This window comes from Salinigranum halophilum (genome assembly GCF_007004735.1).
Taxonomy (GTDB): Archaea; Halobacteriota; Halobacteria; order Halobacteriales; family Haloferacaceae; genus Salinigranum; species Salinigranum halophilum.
The window spans coordinates 119,221-133,245 of sequence record NZ_SSNL01000007.1; the positions used below are offsets into that span (position 1 = coordinate 119,221).

Below are 14,025 nucleotides of genomic sequence, written 5' to 3' on the forward strand. Positions count from 1 at the left end.
GTGTGGCGGCGACCTGTCCGCGTCTGGGCGCCACGTCTAAACCCCCCGCCAGTCTACCCCGAGCCATGCACATCGAGTACGACCGCGACACCTGCATCGGGATGTTCCAGTGCGTCGACGAGTGGGAGGCGTTCGAGAAGAACCTCGACGACGGCAAGGCCGACCTCGTCGACGCCGAGGAGGAAGACGGCGTCTTCGTCCGCGAGGTGCCCGAGGACGCGAAGTTCGACGCCGAGTACGCCGCGCGCGTCTGTCCGGTCGACGCCATCAAGCTGTTCGACGACGACGGCGAGCGGATCGTCTGAGCCGACGGTCGCTCCGGACGTTCACGCCGCTCGGCGCTGTCGCTGTCGCTCTCACTCTCGGGTGGTGGCGCGGCAAAAAATGACGTCTCGCGTCGCGACCGGTCGGTTTCGCGTCAGTCCGCTGTCGCCGAAGCGCCCGTCCCACTCGCCGCGCTGAGGACGTCGCGGCTCTGCAGCAGGATGATCCCGAAGCCGACCTTCGCCGACAGGTCGAGGACCATGAACGCTGCCGTCTCGATTCCCAGCGGGATGATGGCGAAGCCGCCCTCGGTTCCGAGAATCCAGACCACCGGATACGCCGACCAGAGGACGAGGATCAGGTTCCTGAGCCGACTGAACAGGGCACCGACCTCGCCGGACTGCTTGCTGGCTTGCTCCGACAGCGAGCCGAGCAGGACGTACAGGAGCACGAGGAGTGCGCCCGTGCTGATCGCCCACCAGATGATGCGGAACAGCTGTCCCTCGGTTGCCAGTGCGCCCACGAGACCCGTGCCGATCATGAACACGTCCAGCCCGATGAGGGTGTAGATCGTGTTCCGATCGGCTCCTGCCAACAGTGCGAGGTCCAGCAATAACAGTGGTGTCGTGAACAGCCAGTCCGCGTAGCGGGCCCAGTAGATGTCGAGCGTCCCGAGCCCCTGCACTGACACCTCGATGAGGCCGTACCCCGTGGCCATTGCGAAGTACGCCGCCGCCGCGATAGCGGCGATGAAGATGGTGATGATGTAGTACTCTTGCTGGTCGGGGTCACGTACGGACCATCCCTGTCCGACGAAGTACAGGGTGCCGAGTGTCATCCCGATCGTGCCGATCCACAGCGCTATCGATTCGAGGCCTGCGCCTGGTTGTGCCATACCCGTTCGCGGCTAGGGATGACCTCGACTTATATTTGATGGCAGATTGAGGAAAAAAGTCGATATCCGATTCGAGCGCGCCTCTCTCGGCCAGAACGTTGAAGTACCTCGTTCGGCGCACACCCCGGTGGCCGTGAGCTTCATCCCGCTCGCGTCCCTCCTCCCCGTCGAGCGATGACGACCACCCGTTCGAAGACGTCGGCGGTGCGTGGACGCGGATGAGGCTCACCTACCTCGGGTTCCATCTCGTGTTCATCCTCCCACCGCTCGCGTTACTCCTCCGAGCCGCACCGTCGCTCCCGCCGACGCGACGCCGCGTGGCGCTCACCGGCCTCGGTGCCATCACGTTCCTCGCGCTCGTCTACACCACTCCGTGGGACAACTACCTCATCGACCAGGGCGTCTGGTGGTACGGCGAGGGGACCGTCGTCGCCTACCTCGGCTCCGCTCCCGTCGAAGAGTACCTCTTCTTCGTCCTCCAGCCGGTCCTCTCGGGACTGTTCCTCTACACGATGGGCTTCTCGCCCGCGTTCGAGCAGCGCGACACCAGGCTTCGCCCCCGTCTCACTGGCGGCGTCGGCTTTCTCGCCCTGAGCGCCCTCGGCGGCGTCCTCCTCACCACGACGTCGGGCTACTACCTCGGTGCGATTTTGTTGTGGGCCTGTCCCCTCCTGGCGCTCCAGTGGGCCGTCGGCGGCGGCTACCTCGTCCGCATGCGTCGTGAGTGGCCCGTCGCCGTGGCCATCCCGACGCTGTACCTGTGGTTCGCCGACCGGGTGGCCATCGGCCTCGGCGTGTGGACCATCTCGGGGACCCAGACGCTCGGCGTCGACATCCTCGGCCTCCCGCTCGAGGAGGCCGTCTTCTTCCTCGTGACGAACCTCCTCGTCGTCCAGGGCCTGGTGCTCTTCGAGTGGGTGATGCACCGCTGGGGTCGACTCACCCTCGATGCCGACCGGATGGACACCGGAGCCGTCACCGAGACGGAGCGAGACCCCGTCACGCCCCGCGTCTCGTCTCCGAACTCGAATCCGGACCCGACCGCGCGGGAGCATCCCTCCACGGACCGGGGACGATGAGCCTGTCGTCGTCCGCGCGCGCCGCCGTCTCCGAGCCACTTCCGTCCGTCGTCCGACGAACGCTGTCGACGGCGGCGGTCCGTCCCTCGTGGCTCGCGCTCGGCGTGGCCGTCCTCCTCGCCCCGTTCGTCGAGTCACTCCCGGACGTCCTCGTGTACCTCCCCTTCGCCCTGAGCGCCCTCGTCTTCGGCCTCCCTCACGGTGCCGTCGACCACCTCGCGCCCGCCCGCACCGTCGACGGGAGCGAGAGACGGTCGATGCTCGTCGTCGGCCTGCTGTACCTCCTCTGTGGGGGCGCGTATCTCGCGTGGTGGTTCGTCGCGCCCGTCTCCGCGGCCGTCTTCTTCATCGCGCTCACGGGGTTCCACTGGGGGCAGGGCGACGTGTACGCGCTCCTCGCACTCCTCAACGTCGAACACCTGCCCACCCGCGCCGAGCGCGCGCTCTCGCTCGTCGTTCGCGGCGGCCTCCCGATGCTCGCGCCGCTCGCGTTTCACCCCGCCGCGTACCGCCGCGTCGTCGCCGCGTTCGTCGCTCTCTTCGACGGGTCACCGGCGGCGCTCACCCCCTTCTTCACCCCCACGGCCCGCCTCGTCGCCGGCGGCGGTCTCTTCGCGCTCACCGTGCTCGCGCTCGCAGTCGGTGCCTGGCGCGTCCGCCGGGGCGCTGCCGCCCGTCCCTGGCTCGTCGACGCCGCCGAACTCACCCTCCTCTGGGTCTTCTTCGCCGTCCTTCCGCCCGTCCTCGCGGTCGGGCTCTACTTCACCCTCTGGCACGCCCTCCGCCACATCGCTCGCCTGCTCGCCGTCGATCCCGACGCACAGCACGCGCTCACGACCGGCGATGCCGTCGGGGCGCTTCGTCGCTTCGCCCGCGACGCCGCTCCCCTGACGGCTGTCTCGCTCCTGCTCTTCGCCGGCCTGGCGCTCGCGGTTCCCTCGTCGCCGACGGGACTGGCCGACAGCGACGCGTTGCTCGCGCTGTACCTCGTCGGTATCGCGGCGCTCACGCTCCCGCACGTCGTCGTCGTCACCTGGATGGACCGCGTCCAGGGCGTCTGGTGACGTCGGCGTGCGCCCTGCTCCCTTTGTTCCCGCCGCGTGAGAGTGGACACAACCGTTATATCCTCGGTTCGAGAACCACCCTCCCGAGCCAGCTATGACATCCCACACGCGTCCGTCCAGAGTCGCCGAGTGGGCCGAACTCGTCGGTGACCGCGTTCCGGACGTGGTCTGCGACGTCGACGCCGCCGCGGCACAGCCGTCCGCCGGCCGGCCCACGGACGACCGCTGGACTGCGACCCAGCCGTCGAACAGCCAGAGCCAGTGACCACCCCGCTCGGACCCGCCGTTTCACTTTCACCGCGGTTCGCCAACGCTTAACCGGTGAGACGCGCAACCTCAAGCGCAATGGCGGCCACGTCCGAGGACGCGTACGTCGACCACCCCCTGCTCTCCCCGGCGTTCATCGAACAGCGCCGGTACCAGCTCAGCCTCGCGAGCGCCGCGATGGGCGAGCACACCCTCGTCTGTCTCCCCACCGGGCTGGGAAAGACGACTGTCTCGCTGCTCGTCACGGCCGAACGGCTCCACGAACGCGGCGGCACGTCGCTGATGCTCGCCCCAACGAAGCCGCTCGTCCAGCAACACGCCGACTTCTACCGCGAGGCGCTCTCGATTCCCGACGACGATATCGTCGTCTTCACCGGCGAGGTCCGCCCCGACGACCGCGCCGCCCTCTGGGCGGACGCACGGGTCGTCATCGCGACCCCGCAGGTCGTCGAGAACGACCTCATCGGGAACCGTATCTCGCTCGACCGGGTGACACACCTCACCTTCGACGAGTGTCATCGCGCGACCGGCGACTACTCGTACGTCTACATCGCCGAGCGCTACCTCGCGGACGCCGCGGACCCGCTGGTGACCGGGATGTCCGCCTCCCCCGGCGGCGACAAGGAGGCCATCGTCCAGGTGTGTGAGAACCTCGGTCTCTCCAACGTCGAGGTGATGACCGACGAGGATAGCGACGTCGCCGACTACACCCACGACACCGAGGTCGAGTGGAACCGCATCCAGCTCCCCGACCAGGTCCTCGACATCAGGGACGCGCTCAACGCGGTCATCACGGACCGACTGGAGAAGCTAAAGGAGATGGGGGTGACGAACGCCACCTCGCCCGACCTCTCCCAGAAGCAGCTCAACGGGATGCGCGCGGACCTCCAGCGACTCATCAACGCCGGGAAGTCCGAGGGGTATCAGGGGATGTCGATTCACGCGGAGGTGATGAAGCTCCGCCGGGCCGTCGAACTCGTCGAGACCCAGTCGGTCGAATCCGTGCGGCGGTACTTCGAGCGCCAGCGCAACGCCGCCCGCTCGTCGGGGGCGTCGAAGGCGAGCCAGCGACTCGTCTCCGAGCCCAAGGTGAGAGAAGCGATGCGCCTCGCCGAATCGTACGACGGCATCCACCCGAAGTTCTCCCAGACGCGCATCCTGCTGGCCGAGACGCTCGGCATCGGCGGCGGCGAACGCGTCATCGTCTTCACCGAGTCGCGCGACACCGCCGAGGCGCTCGTCGACTTCCTCGCCGAGTCGTTCCACGTCCGGAAGTTCGTCGGACAGTCGGACACCGACGGCTCCGACGGGATGACCCAGACGGAGCAACAGGAGACGCTCGACGAGTTCCGCGCCGGCGAGTTCGAGGTGCTCGTCTCCACCTCCGTCGCCGAAGAGGGGCTGGACGTTCCCGAAGTCGACCTCGTACTCTTTTTCGAACCGGTCCCCACCGCAATTCGGTCCATCCAGCGCAAGGGCCGAACCGGTCGGCAGGCCGAGGGACGCGTCGTCGTCCTCCTCGCCGAGGACACGCGCGACGAGGCGTTCTTCTGGATCTCGCGACGCCGCGAGCGGGAGATGGCCGAAGAACTCCGTGACCTGAAAGGCGTCGCCGACGAACTCGAACGCGAACTCGAGGAGACGACCCTCGAGGAGTTCGAGGCGGCGGGCGGCGAGAACGGCGAGCGCACGACCCCCGACGCGACGAGCGACGCCGACTCCGGCCCGGCCGCCGCCACTGGCGGGAGCGCCCGCGACTCGTCGCTGACGGAGTTCGCGGCCACCACAGCGGAGACGGACGGGACCGACGCGACCGACGACACCGACTCCGTGGAGGCGGCGGACTCCGACGGTGACGACACCGAAGCCGAGTCAGACGACGACCCCGAGGGGACCGTCGCGACCGCGGATTCGACGGACGACCCCGACGTGGTGGAGGTCGTCGTCGACCAGCGCGAACTCGACTCGACCATCGCTCGCGACCTCTCGACGCGCGAGGGGCTCAGAACGAGACTGGAGACGCTCGCGGTCGGCGACTACGTCTGCTCGGACCGCGTCGTCGTCGAGCGCAAGACCGTCTCGGACTTCCTCGACACCCTCACCGGCGGGGACCGCTCGCTGTTCGGACAGGCCCGCGACATGTCTCGCCACTACCCCCGTCCCGTGGTCGTCATCGAGGGCGACGGCCTGTACGAGGAGCGGAACATCCACCCCGGTGCGATCCGCGGGGCCATCGCGTCGCTCGCGGTGGACTTCGGGGTGAGCGTCCTCCACACCCGAGACGAGACCGACACCACCGAACTCCTCGCGACCCTCGCCTCGCGCGAACAGACCGAACGGGACCGGACCGTGAGCGTCCACGGGGAGAAGGCGGCGAAGACGCTCGACGAACAGCAAGAGTACGTCGTCGGCGCGATTGCGGACGTCGGCCCGGTCACGGCGCAGTCGCTCCTCGCGTCGCTCGGGAGCGTCGAAGCCGTGATGACTGCCACCGAAGAGGAGTTACAGGAGGTCCGAGGCGTCGGGACGAAGACCGCACAGCGCATCCGGGAGGTCGTCGGGAGCGACTACGCCTACAGCGAGGACAGCGATAGTGACGGTGACGGCGATGGTGACAAGGACGACGACGAGGACGAGGAGTAGCCGCCTCAGCGACGCTCGTCGAGGGCCGCAAGCGCTTCGGCGGCCTCGCGCGCGGCCGACAGGTGTTCTCTCGCCCGCCGTGGCCCGTCGGCGGCCTCGGCCGCCTGGGCATGGTGCTGCAACGTCCGGACCAGCGAGGCGCGTGCGGCGGCGAGTTCGTCGCGGTCGTTCTCGTCCGTTCCGCGCGCGCTCACGCGAGTGGATTCCGTGGCCGTCGACACTCCTGTCGCCACGTTCGCGTCCGTCTCCGTCTCTGCTCCTGTGGGTGTCTGCCCGTCGCCGTCCTCGGTGGGGGCGTCGACCGCCGGCTCCGGATGTCCGGCGGCAGTGGCGTCGAGCGCGCTGACCGCGGCGGTGTCACCCCGCTCGGCCTCCGCCGTCGCGGGTGTTTCCGTCGCCTCCGCGCCCGATTCCGGCCGTGCCGTGTCCCCCGTCTGCCCCTCGGCCTCCTGTGCGCGCCCCTCGCAGGTCGGACAGAACACCTGCCCCTGATAACGGAAGAGCGGGTCACCGCACGCGTCGCAGTGGCGGTTCGTCATCGTCGCCCCCTGCAGGAGGAGCTGGCTCATCCGCTCCGTCTCCTTGCGTTTCTCGCGGTCGTGGTCGAACTTCTCGCGAAGCTTCTGTCGCTCTGCCTCCTTGTCGAAGTCGCTCATACGTCCATCCATGCGATTCGAGTCGAAAAACCCACCGGGGTCGGCGACGTGCGCGACTCGTCCCGACGCGGCCGCGGCCGCGCCCGGACGTACCGGGCCGTTCGGCCGTTCCGAAGCGTTTAATCGGGGTCCCGCACCGTTTCGAAACGGTATGACGAAAGTTAGCGTGGTTGGCGCCGCCGGCACCGTCGGCGCAGCGGCTGGATACAACATCGCCCTTCGGGACATCTGCGACGAACTCGTCCTCGTCGATATCCCGAAGATGGAGGACAAGACGGTCGGCCAGGCCGCCGACACGAACCACGGCATCGCCTACGACTCGAACACGCGCGTCGTCCAGGGCGGCTACGAGGCGACCGAGGGCTCCGACGTCGTCGTCATCACGGCGGGCATCCCCCGGAAAGAGGGGCAGACCCGTATCGACCTCGCGGGCGACAACGCGCCCATCATGCAGGACATCCACGACTCGCTCGCCGAGTACAACGACGACTTCGTCTCCATCACGACGTCGAACCCGGTCGACCTGCTCAACCGCCACCTCTACGAGGTCGGCGACCGCGCGCCCGAGAAGGTCATCGGCTTCGGCGGTCGGCTCGACTCGGCGCGCTTCCGCTACGTCCTCTCGGAGCGCTTCGACGTCCCCGTCAGGAACGTCGAGGCGACCATCCTCGGCGAGCACGGCGACGCGCAGGTACCCGTCTTCTCGAAGGTCCGCGTCGACGGTGCCGACCCGTCGTTCACCGACGACGAGAAGGAGGAGATTCTCGCCGACCTCCAGGAGTCGGCGATGGACGTTATCTCCCGCAAGGGCGCGACCCAGTGGGGCCCGGCGACGGGCGTCGCCCACATGACCGAGGCCGTCCTCCGGGACACCGGCGCGGTCCTCCCCGGCTCGGTCAAACTCGACGGCGAGTTCGGACAGGAAGACACCGCGTTCGGCGTCCCCGTCAAGCTCGGTTCGAACGGCGTCGAGGAGGTCGTCGAGTGGGACCTCGACGACTACGAGCAGGGACTCCTCGAAGACGCCTCCGAGAAGCTCTCGACGCAGTACGAGAAGATGACGGCCGACCTCTGAACCGGCCACACCACGCCACGGTCCCCACGACCCGCACCGACACCCACGTTTTTGCTCGCGGCCGACGCGTCTAGCCGTGCATGTCACAGCCCTCCACCCCGGTCGCTTCGTCCCCGTTCACGCCGACGCCGTCCGCCTCGGTCGAGCGTCGCCGCGTCCTCGTCTTCTCGGTCCTCGCGTTCGGTATCGCCTGGGCGGTCGGCGGCGTCATCGCGCTCACGGGTGGGCTCCGCGACAGCCCGCCGCTCGTCGCCGGACTCTCGCTCGGTACGGTCTTGCTCGCCACCGGCTACATGTTCGCCCCTGCAGCCGCCCACGTCCTGACGCGACTCATGACCGGAGAGGGGGTCGCCGACGCTCGCGCCGTACTCCGCCCGAACCTTCGTTCCGCCCCCCGCTCGTACCTCCTCGCGTGGGTCGGGCCGGCCGCGCTCACGCTGGCCGGCGTCGGTCTCTACTTCGCCGTCTTCCCGTCCCGGTTCGACCCGACGCTCTCGACGATCAGTTCGGTCCTGCCCGCCGACGCGCCGCTGTCACCCACCCTCGTCGTCGGTACCCAACTCGTCGCGGCGCTCACCGTCGGCCCGGCCATCAACACCGTCTTCGCGTTCGGCGAGGAGTTCGGCTGGCGCGGCTACCTCCTCCCGAAGCTCCTCCCGCTGGGGCCACGCATCGCCGTCGGCCTCGTCGGCCTCGTCTGGGGCGTCTGGCACTGGCCGGTCATCGCGATGGGGTACAACTACGGCGTCGGCTACCCCGGCGCGCCCTGGACCGGCATGCTCGCGATGGTCGTGATGACGGTCTCGACGGGCACGTTTCTCGCGTGGGTGACGCTCCGGGCGAAGAGCGTCTGGCCGGCCGCGCTCGGCCACGGTGCCGTCAACGCCGTCGGCGGCATCGGCCTGGTGGTCTCGCGCCCCGCCGAGTCGCTGCTCCTCGGTCCGACCGTCACGGGACTCGTCGTCGTGATTCCGTGGGGATTCCTCGCGGGGTGGCTGCTGCTCCGACCCGAACGCCTGTGGGGTCGAGCGGGCGTTAGAGACGCTCGCTGAGCGTTCTTGCCGTCTTCTCCCCGATACCGGGCACGTCGGTGAGGTCGTCGAGCGAGGCCGTCCGCACCGCGTCGACGCTCCCGAAGCGCCGGAGGAGCCGCTTTCTCGTCGCGGGCCCGACGCCGTCGATGTCGTCGAGCACCGTCGAGACGTCGTCGCGAAGGGTCTGGTGGTACTGCACGGCGAAGCGGTGCGCCTCGTCGCGCACACGCTGGAGGAGGTGGAGTCCGGGATGGTCGGCCGGCCAGTCGTACGTCCGTTCGGTGGTGACGACCACCTCCTCCTCTTTCGCGAGCGCCACCACCGGCACGTCCCACCCGACCTCGTCGAGAGCGGCACGAGCGGCGTCTAACTGCCCGCGGCCCCCGTCGACCAGGAGGAGGTCGGGGTCGGGCCGGTCGTCGCGGCCCTCGACGGCCCGTCGGGCGCGCCACGCGACGAGTTCGTGCATGTGCAGGTAGTCGTCGTTGCCCTCAGAGAGCTTCTTTCGCCGGTACGAGGCCGTGTCGGAGTCGCCGCCGACGAAGCAGACGTCGCTTCCGACCACGGCCCGCCCCTGCGCGTGGCTCACGTCGAAGCCCTCGATGCGCTCGGGTCGTGGAATCGAGAGCGCCGCACCGAGTTCGCCGACGCCGTCGGGCTCGCCGTCGGTTCGCCGGGCGTTCTTCAGCGCGAGTTCGACCAGCTTCGCCTCCCGGCCGCTCCCCGGGACGCGGACCGCGACGCCCTCGGCTTCGAGCCACGCGATCACGTCCTCGTCGTCGGGGCGCTCCGAGAGGAGCACGGTGTCGGGCAAGTCGCGCTCGGCGTAGTACTGGGGGAGGAACGCGCTGAACAGCGCCGCGGTGGCCGCGTCGCTCCCCTCGGGTGCGTCGAGGTGGTGTCGCGACCGGTCGACGAGCTGGCCCCGCTCGGCGTGCAGTCGGGCGACGACCGCCCGGTCGCCCTCGACGCTCGCCCCGAGGACGTCGACGGTGCGCTCGTCGCGCCGACTGCTGACGGCCTCCTCGCCGCCGCCGTGAAACGACTCGACCACCGAGAGCCGGTCGCGGAGGTGTGCGGCCCGCTCGAACTCCTGGCTCTGTGCCGCGGCCTCCATCTCTCTCCGCAAGGGGTCCGCGAGGACGCCGGTCTCGCCCTCGAAGAACCGAACTGTCGACTCGACGTCCTCGCCGTACGCGTCCTCGCCGATCTCCCCGGTACACGGCGCCGAGCAGAGTCCCATCTCGTAGTCGAGACACGGGCGCTCGCGACCGCTGTACTTGTGGTCGGAGCATCCCCGAAGGCCGTAGGTCTCCCGGAGCGCCTTCACGACGGTCTCGACCTGCCCCTTGTCGGTGTAGGGGCCGAACACCGTCGCGCCCGGCTCGGGGTCGCGCGTCACCTCGACTCTCGGCACCGGATGGTCGGTCAACTGGACGAGCGGGTAGGACTTGTCGTCCTTCAGCCGGACGTTGTACCGCGGCTGGTGGCGCTTGATGAGGTTCGCTTCGAGCAAGAGCGCCTGCGTCTCCGTCTCCGTCACCGCGACGTCGACCGTCTCCGCCGCGGCGACCATCCGGCGGATACGTTCCCCGCGCGGGTCGGCGTACGACCGGACACGGCTCCGGAGGTCGACCGCCTTCCCGACGTACAGCGTGGCGTCCCCGTCGAGGAACTGGTACACTCCGGGCTGTCGCGGCAGGTCGTTCGCGCGCGCCCGGACCTCGTTCGGTTCCACGCCCCCGCTAGCGGGCCGACGGGCTTTGAGGTTTCGCGTCGGCTGTTCCGGGGGTTCGTCCCGCACCGGCGGGCGGACTCACACCCGCAGGTGGCGGCCGCTGTCAGACGCGATTCGAGCCGAGAAACGGGGCCGGACCGCTACTTCGCTTCCTCTTCGCTCTCCCGCCCGACGTCCGGTCCGGCGTCGGCGAGGACGGTCGCGATGACCTCGTCGTAGTCCATCCGCGCTCCGAACCGGTCGTCGCGCCGGATGAGGTCGTGGAGCAGGTCGACCGTCTCGGGACAGAGGTCGACCGAGACCCGGCTGGCCGACGTCGAGTCGACCCGGTCGCACTGGGTCTCGATCGACGCCTGGCGCCCCGTCTCGGTCAACGAGACGACCTGGCTGTGTGAGTCGTACTCGACGTAGCCCGCCCCGGCCAGTTTGGGCGTGTGGACGTGGTGGAGCGCGATCTCCACCTCGTCGATCACCTCCTCGCTGAGCGACTCGATGTCCGTCTGCAGGTCGTTTACGGCGATCTGTTCCGCGAGGTCGCGCAGCGCCATCGACTCGTGGTCCTGCAACTGGCTGAGCACCAGCTGTCGTCGCCGATTCGTCAACACTCCTGTGGGTCCCCCACTGTCTGTGTTCTCCCCCATCATCGCAACAGATGAACGGCCAGACTATTAAGTGCCAGCCAAACTGTGTCGGTATATCTTCGGTGCTGACAGAAGCACTCGTGATACCAGTCGTCACAGTCGGGACGCGGTGTCGAGTCGCTCGAGCGCCCGAACATGCCAGTCTGTATAACCCCGCGCCCCGAATCGCCGGTATGGCCGACGTCGACCCTGACGCTGACGACGATGCCACCGTCCGTGCCTGGCTGGTCGAGCGTTCGTACGACGACCGGAACCTCATCACGCTGGTCTACGCCACCCCCGACGGCGAGCGCGCGCTCCGAAAGGAGATCGCGGCGACGGTGTTACACCAGCGTGGGACCCGCATCACTGCCGCCATCGACGCCGACGAGGCGCAACTCGCCGCCGTCGACGCCACGGACCGGGAGCGCTACGCCACCGAGGCCGCCAGGATGGCCGACCGCCACGACCCCGACGACGAGATCTGACTCCGCTCCAGGGGTCAGCGCTGATAGCGGGACCTAAACCCTTTATTCCGTGGTGGGACAAGGCCATCCCATGGCCGCCATCGAACTCGACGGAGTGACGAAACGGTTCGGCGATGTCACCGCCGTCCGCGACCTCTCCCTCCGGGTCGAAACAGGCGAGGTGTACGGTTTCCTCGGGCCGAACGGCGCGGGGAAGTCGACGACCATCAACATGCTCTTGGACTTCGTCAGACCCTCCTCCGGTGACGTCCGCGTCCTGGGGATGGACGCCCAGGCCGACAGCGTCGCCGTCCGACGGCGGACGGGCGTACTCCCCGAAGGGTACGACGTGTACACCCGCCTCACCGGCCGGAAACACATCGACTTCGCCGCCCGCTCGAAAGACGTCGAGGTCGACGCCGACGCGGTCTTAGAACGCGTCGGCATCGCCGACGCCGCCGACCGCCGGGCCGACGAGTACTCGAAAGGGATGCGCCAGCGACTCGTCCTCGGGATGGCGCTCGTCGGCGACCCCGACCTGCTCGTCCTCGACGAACCCTCCTCGGGGCTCGACCCCGCAGGCGCGAAGGAGATGCGCGACATCGTCCGCGACGAGGCCGACCGGGGGACGACCGTCTTCTTCTCGAGCCACGTCCTCGGGCAGGTCGAAGCCGTCTGCGACCGCGTCGGTATCCTCCGCGGCGGCGAACTCGTCGCACAGGACAGCATCGAGGGCCTGCGCGACGCGCGCGGCGGCGACACCCGCCTCGTCGTCACCGTCGGCGGCGCGGTCGACGGGGCGGTCGAGACGGTTCGCGGCCTCGAAGGAGTGGACGACGCCCACCTGGACCGCGAGACACTCACCGTCTCGTGTTCGAGCGACGCGAAGACCCGCGTCATCGGCGCGCTCGAGTCCGCCGGGGTGACCGTCGAGGACTTCAAGACCGAGGAGGCCTCACTCGAAGACCTCTTCCTCAGCTACACCGGCGAGGCGACGGGTGACCCCGGTGACGGGACCGTCGAGCGCGCCACGGCGAGTGAGACGGACGCCGACACGGAGGCCCGCACATGAGCTGGCAGGCCGTCGCCCAGAAGGACTTCGAAGACGCCGTCCGCTCGCGGTGGCTCTGGGGACTCTCGGTGTTCTTCCTCCTCTTCTTCGGCGGGACGACAACCGTCTTCTACGCCTACGTCGGCGGTCCCGACGCCACCTCCGACTCGCTGTTCGGCCTCTTCGCCTCGGGCTTTCTCTCCTTCTCGTACACGGGCTTTCTCGCGTTCGCGCTCGCGTTCATCGCGCTCATCTCCTCGTACGGGGCCGTCATCGACGAGCGGGAGTCGGGCACGCTGAAGCTCTTGCTGTCGCTCCCTCACGCCCGTCGGGACGTCATCGCCGGAAAGATTGCCGGCCGGAGCGCCGTCGTCGTCATCCCGGCGCTCGTCGGCTTCCTCATCGCGCTCGTCGCGCTCCTCGCCACAGGCACGCGAATCGTCCCCGGACACTTCTTCCCGCAGATCGCGCTCACCGCGTTGCTCGCCGTCGCCTTCGTCTCCATCGGCGTCGGCGTCTCCGCGTCCGCGGGCTCGGGTCGACAGGCCACGCTGGGGACGCTGGGACTGTACTTCCTCTTCGCCCTGCTGTGGTCGTTCGTCGCCCGCGGCTTCCCCCAGTTACTCACCGAAATCGCGAAGCGCGTGCCCGTTGTCGAGCCGCTCTCGGGGGCGCTCACGGTGAAGCTTCGACTCCTCGTGAAGTACCTCAACCCGCTCCGGGCGTACGAGACGCTGGTCGCCGAGGTGTACTTCGGCGACCCGATCCAGGCTCGGCTGGTGAAAGAGGGCTTCTTCACGCAGGCGCAGGCCGCGCCGGTGCTGCAGGAGTCGCTCCCGTTCTACCTCACGGGGCCGTTCATCTTCGCCGTGCTGCTGGCGTGGATCGCCGTGCCGCCGCTGCTCGGCTACTGGAGCTTTCGCGACCAGGACCTCTGACGCTCACGACGACCGACGCCCAGTGCGACCGGTCCCGTCAGTCCGCGCCGTGGGTCGGGACGTACCGACACTCGGTACACCCCCACGAGCCGTCGACGCACGCCAGGACGCCGCTACAACTGGGACACCGGTACGTGTTCACTGCCGTCTGTTTCGTTGCCATTGCTGCACACCGGGCCGCCAGGGAATATAAGGGTTGTCGCGGATCTGGCTAAGCTATATTAGGTCGATAAT

General features: G+C 68.8%; 15 protein-coding genes. 10 read left to right on the forward strand and 5 right to left on the reverse strand.

The window, feature by feature from the left end; genetic code table 11:
* The first annotated feature begins 65 nt into the window (after positions 1 to 65).
* Positions 66 to 305, forward strand: a complete 240-nt coding sequence (locus tag E6N53_RS18770) for a ferredoxin (RefSeq protein ID WP_136600572.1) — start codon at positions 66 to 68, stop codon at positions 303 to 305.
* Positions 306 to 418: 113 nt separating this feature from the next.
* Here the strand turns inward: E6N53_RS18770 and E6N53_RS18775 are convergent, their stop codons facing one another.
* Entirely contained in the window at positions 419 to 1,159 is a 741-nt protein-coding gene (locus tag E6N53_RS18775; RefSeq protein ID WP_136592221.1) for a bacteriorhodopsin, read from the reverse strand.
* Between the two features lie 218 nt (positions 1,160 to 1,377).
* Between E6N53_RS18775 and E6N53_RS18780 the strand changes: the two genes are divergently transcribed.
* The 4 genes from E6N53_RS18780 (at position 1,378) to E6N53_RS18790 (ending at position 6,212) form a co-directional block, all read left to right on the forward strand.
* Complete coding sequence (locus E6N53_RS18780) at positions 1,378 to 2,238, forward strand: lycopene cyclase domain-containing protein (RefSeq protein ID WP_142860988.1); 861 nt, start codon at positions 1,378 to 1,380, stop codon at positions 2,236 to 2,238.
* Positions 2,235 to 3,302: a Brp/Blh family beta-carotene 15,15'-dioxygenase gene (locus E6N53_RS18785; RefSeq protein WP_142860989.1), complete on the forward strand. Its 1,068-nt coding sequence runs from the start codon at positions 2,235 to 2,237 to the stop codon at positions 3,300 to 3,302. The genes E6N53_RS18780 and E6N53_RS18785 overlap by 4 nt, the downstream gene beginning before the upstream one ends.
* Before the next feature lie 94 nt (positions 3,303 to 3,396).
* Positions 3,397 to 3,567, forward strand: a complete 171-nt coding sequence (locus E6N53_RS20845) for a hypothetical protein (RefSeq protein WP_161596607.1) — start codon at positions 3,397 to 3,399, stop codon at positions 3,565 to 3,567.
* An 80-nt stretch (positions 3,568 to 3,647) separates the two neighbouring features.
* Positions 3,648 to 6,212, forward strand: a complete 2,565-nt coding sequence (locus tag E6N53_RS18790; protein ID WP_142860990.1) for a DEAD/DEAH box helicase — start codon at positions 3,648 to 3,650, stop codon at positions 6,210 to 6,212.
* Between the two features lie 5 nt (positions 6,213 to 6,217).
* Here E6N53_RS18790 and E6N53_RS18795 read toward each other — a convergent pair whose 3' ends face one another.
* Positions 6,218 to 6,868 carry an Sjogren's syndrome/scleroderma autoantigen 1 family protein gene (locus tag E6N53_RS18795; protein WP_201741205.1) on the reverse strand — a complete coding sequence of 217 codons (651 nt, stop codon included), beginning with the start codon at positions 6,866 to 6,868 and terminating at the stop codon, positions 6,218 to 6,220.
* A gap of 151 nt (positions 6,869 to 7,019) precedes the next feature.
* On the opposite strand from E6N53_RS18795, the gene mdh reads away from it, so the two are divergent.
* Entirely contained in the window at positions 7,020 to 7,943 is a 924-nt protein-coding gene (gene mdh, locus E6N53_RS18800) for a malate dehydrogenase (RefSeq protein ID WP_136592226.1), read from the forward strand.
* An 80-nt stretch (positions 7,944 to 8,023) separates the two neighbouring features.
* Complete coding sequence (locus E6N53_RS18805; RefSeq protein WP_142860992.1) at positions 8,024 to 8,995, forward strand: CPBP family intramembrane glutamic endopeptidase; 972 nt, start codon at positions 8,024 to 8,026, stop codon at positions 8,993 to 8,995.
* Here the strand turns inward: E6N53_RS18805 and E6N53_RS18810 are convergent.
* Positions 8,979 to 10,715: an excinuclease ABC subunit C gene (locus tag E6N53_RS18810; RefSeq protein ID WP_142860993.1), complete on the reverse strand. Its 1,737-nt coding sequence runs from the start codon at positions 10,713 to 10,715 to the stop codon at positions 8,979 to 8,981. The genes E6N53_RS18805 and E6N53_RS18810 overlap by 17 nt on opposite strands.
* Positions 10,716 to 10,855: 140 nt before the next feature.
* Positions 10,856 to 11,359 carry a DUF7344 domain-containing protein gene (locus tag E6N53_RS18815; protein ID WP_142860994.1) on the reverse strand — a complete coding sequence of 168 codons (504 nt, stop codon included), beginning with the start codon at positions 11,357 to 11,359 and terminating at the stop codon, positions 10,856 to 10,858.
* Between the two features lie 170 nt (positions 11,360 to 11,529).
* Between E6N53_RS18815 and E6N53_RS18820 the strand changes: the two genes are divergently transcribed.
* From E6N53_RS18820 to E6N53_RS18830, 3 genes are all read left to right on the forward strand, one after another.
* On the forward strand, positions 11,530 to 11,823 hold the full coding sequence (locus E6N53_RS18820) for a DUF7967 family protein (protein WP_142860995.1): 294 nt from the start codon (positions 11,530 to 11,532) through the stop codon (positions 11,821 to 11,823).
* A 70-nt stretch (positions 11,824 to 11,893) separates the two neighbouring features.
* Positions 11,894 to 12,874 carry an ABC transporter ATP-binding protein gene (locus E6N53_RS18825; protein WP_136592231.1) on the forward strand — a complete coding sequence of 327 codons (981 nt, stop codon included), beginning with the start codon at positions 11,894 to 11,896 and terminating at the stop codon, positions 12,872 to 12,874.
* Positions 12,871 to 13,791, forward strand: coding sequence for an ABC transporter permease (locus E6N53_RS18830; RefSeq protein ID WP_142860996.1), 921 nt, complete (start codon positions 12,871 to 12,873; stop codon positions 13,789 to 13,791). The genes E6N53_RS18825 and E6N53_RS18830 overlap by 4 nt, the downstream gene beginning before the upstream one ends.
* A 37-nt stretch (positions 13,792 to 13,828) precedes the next feature.
* Here E6N53_RS18830 and E6N53_RS21510 read toward each other — a convergent pair whose 3' ends face one another.
* Positions 13,829 to 13,954 carry a hypothetical protein gene (locus E6N53_RS21510; RefSeq protein WP_268951775.1) on the reverse strand — a complete coding sequence of 42 codons (126 nt, stop codon included), beginning with the start codon at positions 13,952 to 13,954 and terminating at the stop codon, positions 13,829 to 13,831.
* Positions 13,955 to 14,025: the final 71 nt, after the last annotated feature.

What these genes read in the sequence shown, in the direction of transcription:
- E6N53_RS18815 (WP_142860994.1), bottom strand. Translation starts at nt 11,359, where the DNA reads ATGATGGGGGAGAACACAGACAGTGGGGGACCCACAGGAGTGTTGACG.
- E6N53_RS20845 (WP_161596607.1), top strand. Translation starts at nt 3,397, where the DNA reads ATGACATCCCACACGCGTCCGTCCAGAGTCGCCGAGTGGGCCGAACTC.
- E6N53_RS18820 (WP_142860995.1), top strand. Translation starts at nt 11,530, where the DNA reads ATGGCCGACGTCGACCCTGACGCTGACGACGATGCCACCGTCCGTGCC.
- E6N53_RS18770 (WP_136600572.1), top strand. Translation starts at nt 66, where the DNA reads ATGCACATCGAGTACGACCGCGACACCTGCATCGGGATGTTCCAGTGC.
- mdh (WP_136592226.1), top strand. Translation starts at nt 7,020, where the DNA reads ATGACGAAAGTTAGCGTGGTTGGCGCCGCCGGCACCGTCGGCGCAGCG.
- E6N53_RS18795 (WP_201741205.1), bottom strand. Translation starts at nt 6,868, where the DNA reads ATGAGCGACTTCGACAAGGAGGCAGAGCGACAGAAGCTTCGCGAGAAG.
- E6N53_RS18775 (WP_136592221.1), bottom strand. Translation starts at nt 1,159, where the DNA reads ATGGCACAACCAGGCGCAGGCCTCGAATCGATAGCGCTGTGGATCGGC.
- E6N53_RS18785 (WP_142860989.1), top strand. Translation starts at nt 2,235, where the DNA reads ATGAGCCTGTCGTCGTCCGCGCGCGCCGCCGTCTCCGAGCCACTTCCG.
- E6N53_RS18830 (WP_142860996.1), top strand. Translation starts at nt 12,871, where the DNA reads ATGAGCTGGCAGGCCGTCGCCCAGAAGGACTTCGAAGACGCCGTCCGC.
- E6N53_RS21510 (WP_268951775.1), bottom strand. Translation starts at nt 13,954, where the DNA reads ATGGCAACGAAACAGACGGCAGTGAACACGTACCGGTGTCCCAGTTGT.
- E6N53_RS18805 (WP_142860992.1), top strand. Translation starts at nt 8,024, where the DNA reads ATGTCACAGCCCTCCACCCCGGTCGCTTCGTCCCCGTTCACGCCGACG.
- E6N53_RS18825 (WP_136592231.1), top strand. Translation starts at nt 11,894, where the DNA reads ATGGCCGCCATCGAACTCGACGGAGTGACGAAACGGTTCGGCGATGTC.
- E6N53_RS18780 (WP_142860988.1), top strand. Translation starts at nt 1,378, where the DNA reads ATGAGGCTCACCTACCTCGGGTTCCATCTCGTGTTCATCCTCCCACCG.
- E6N53_RS18790 (WP_142860990.1), top strand. Translation starts at nt 3,648, where the DNA reads ATGGCGGCCACGTCCGAGGACGCGTACGTCGACCACCCCCTGCTCTCC.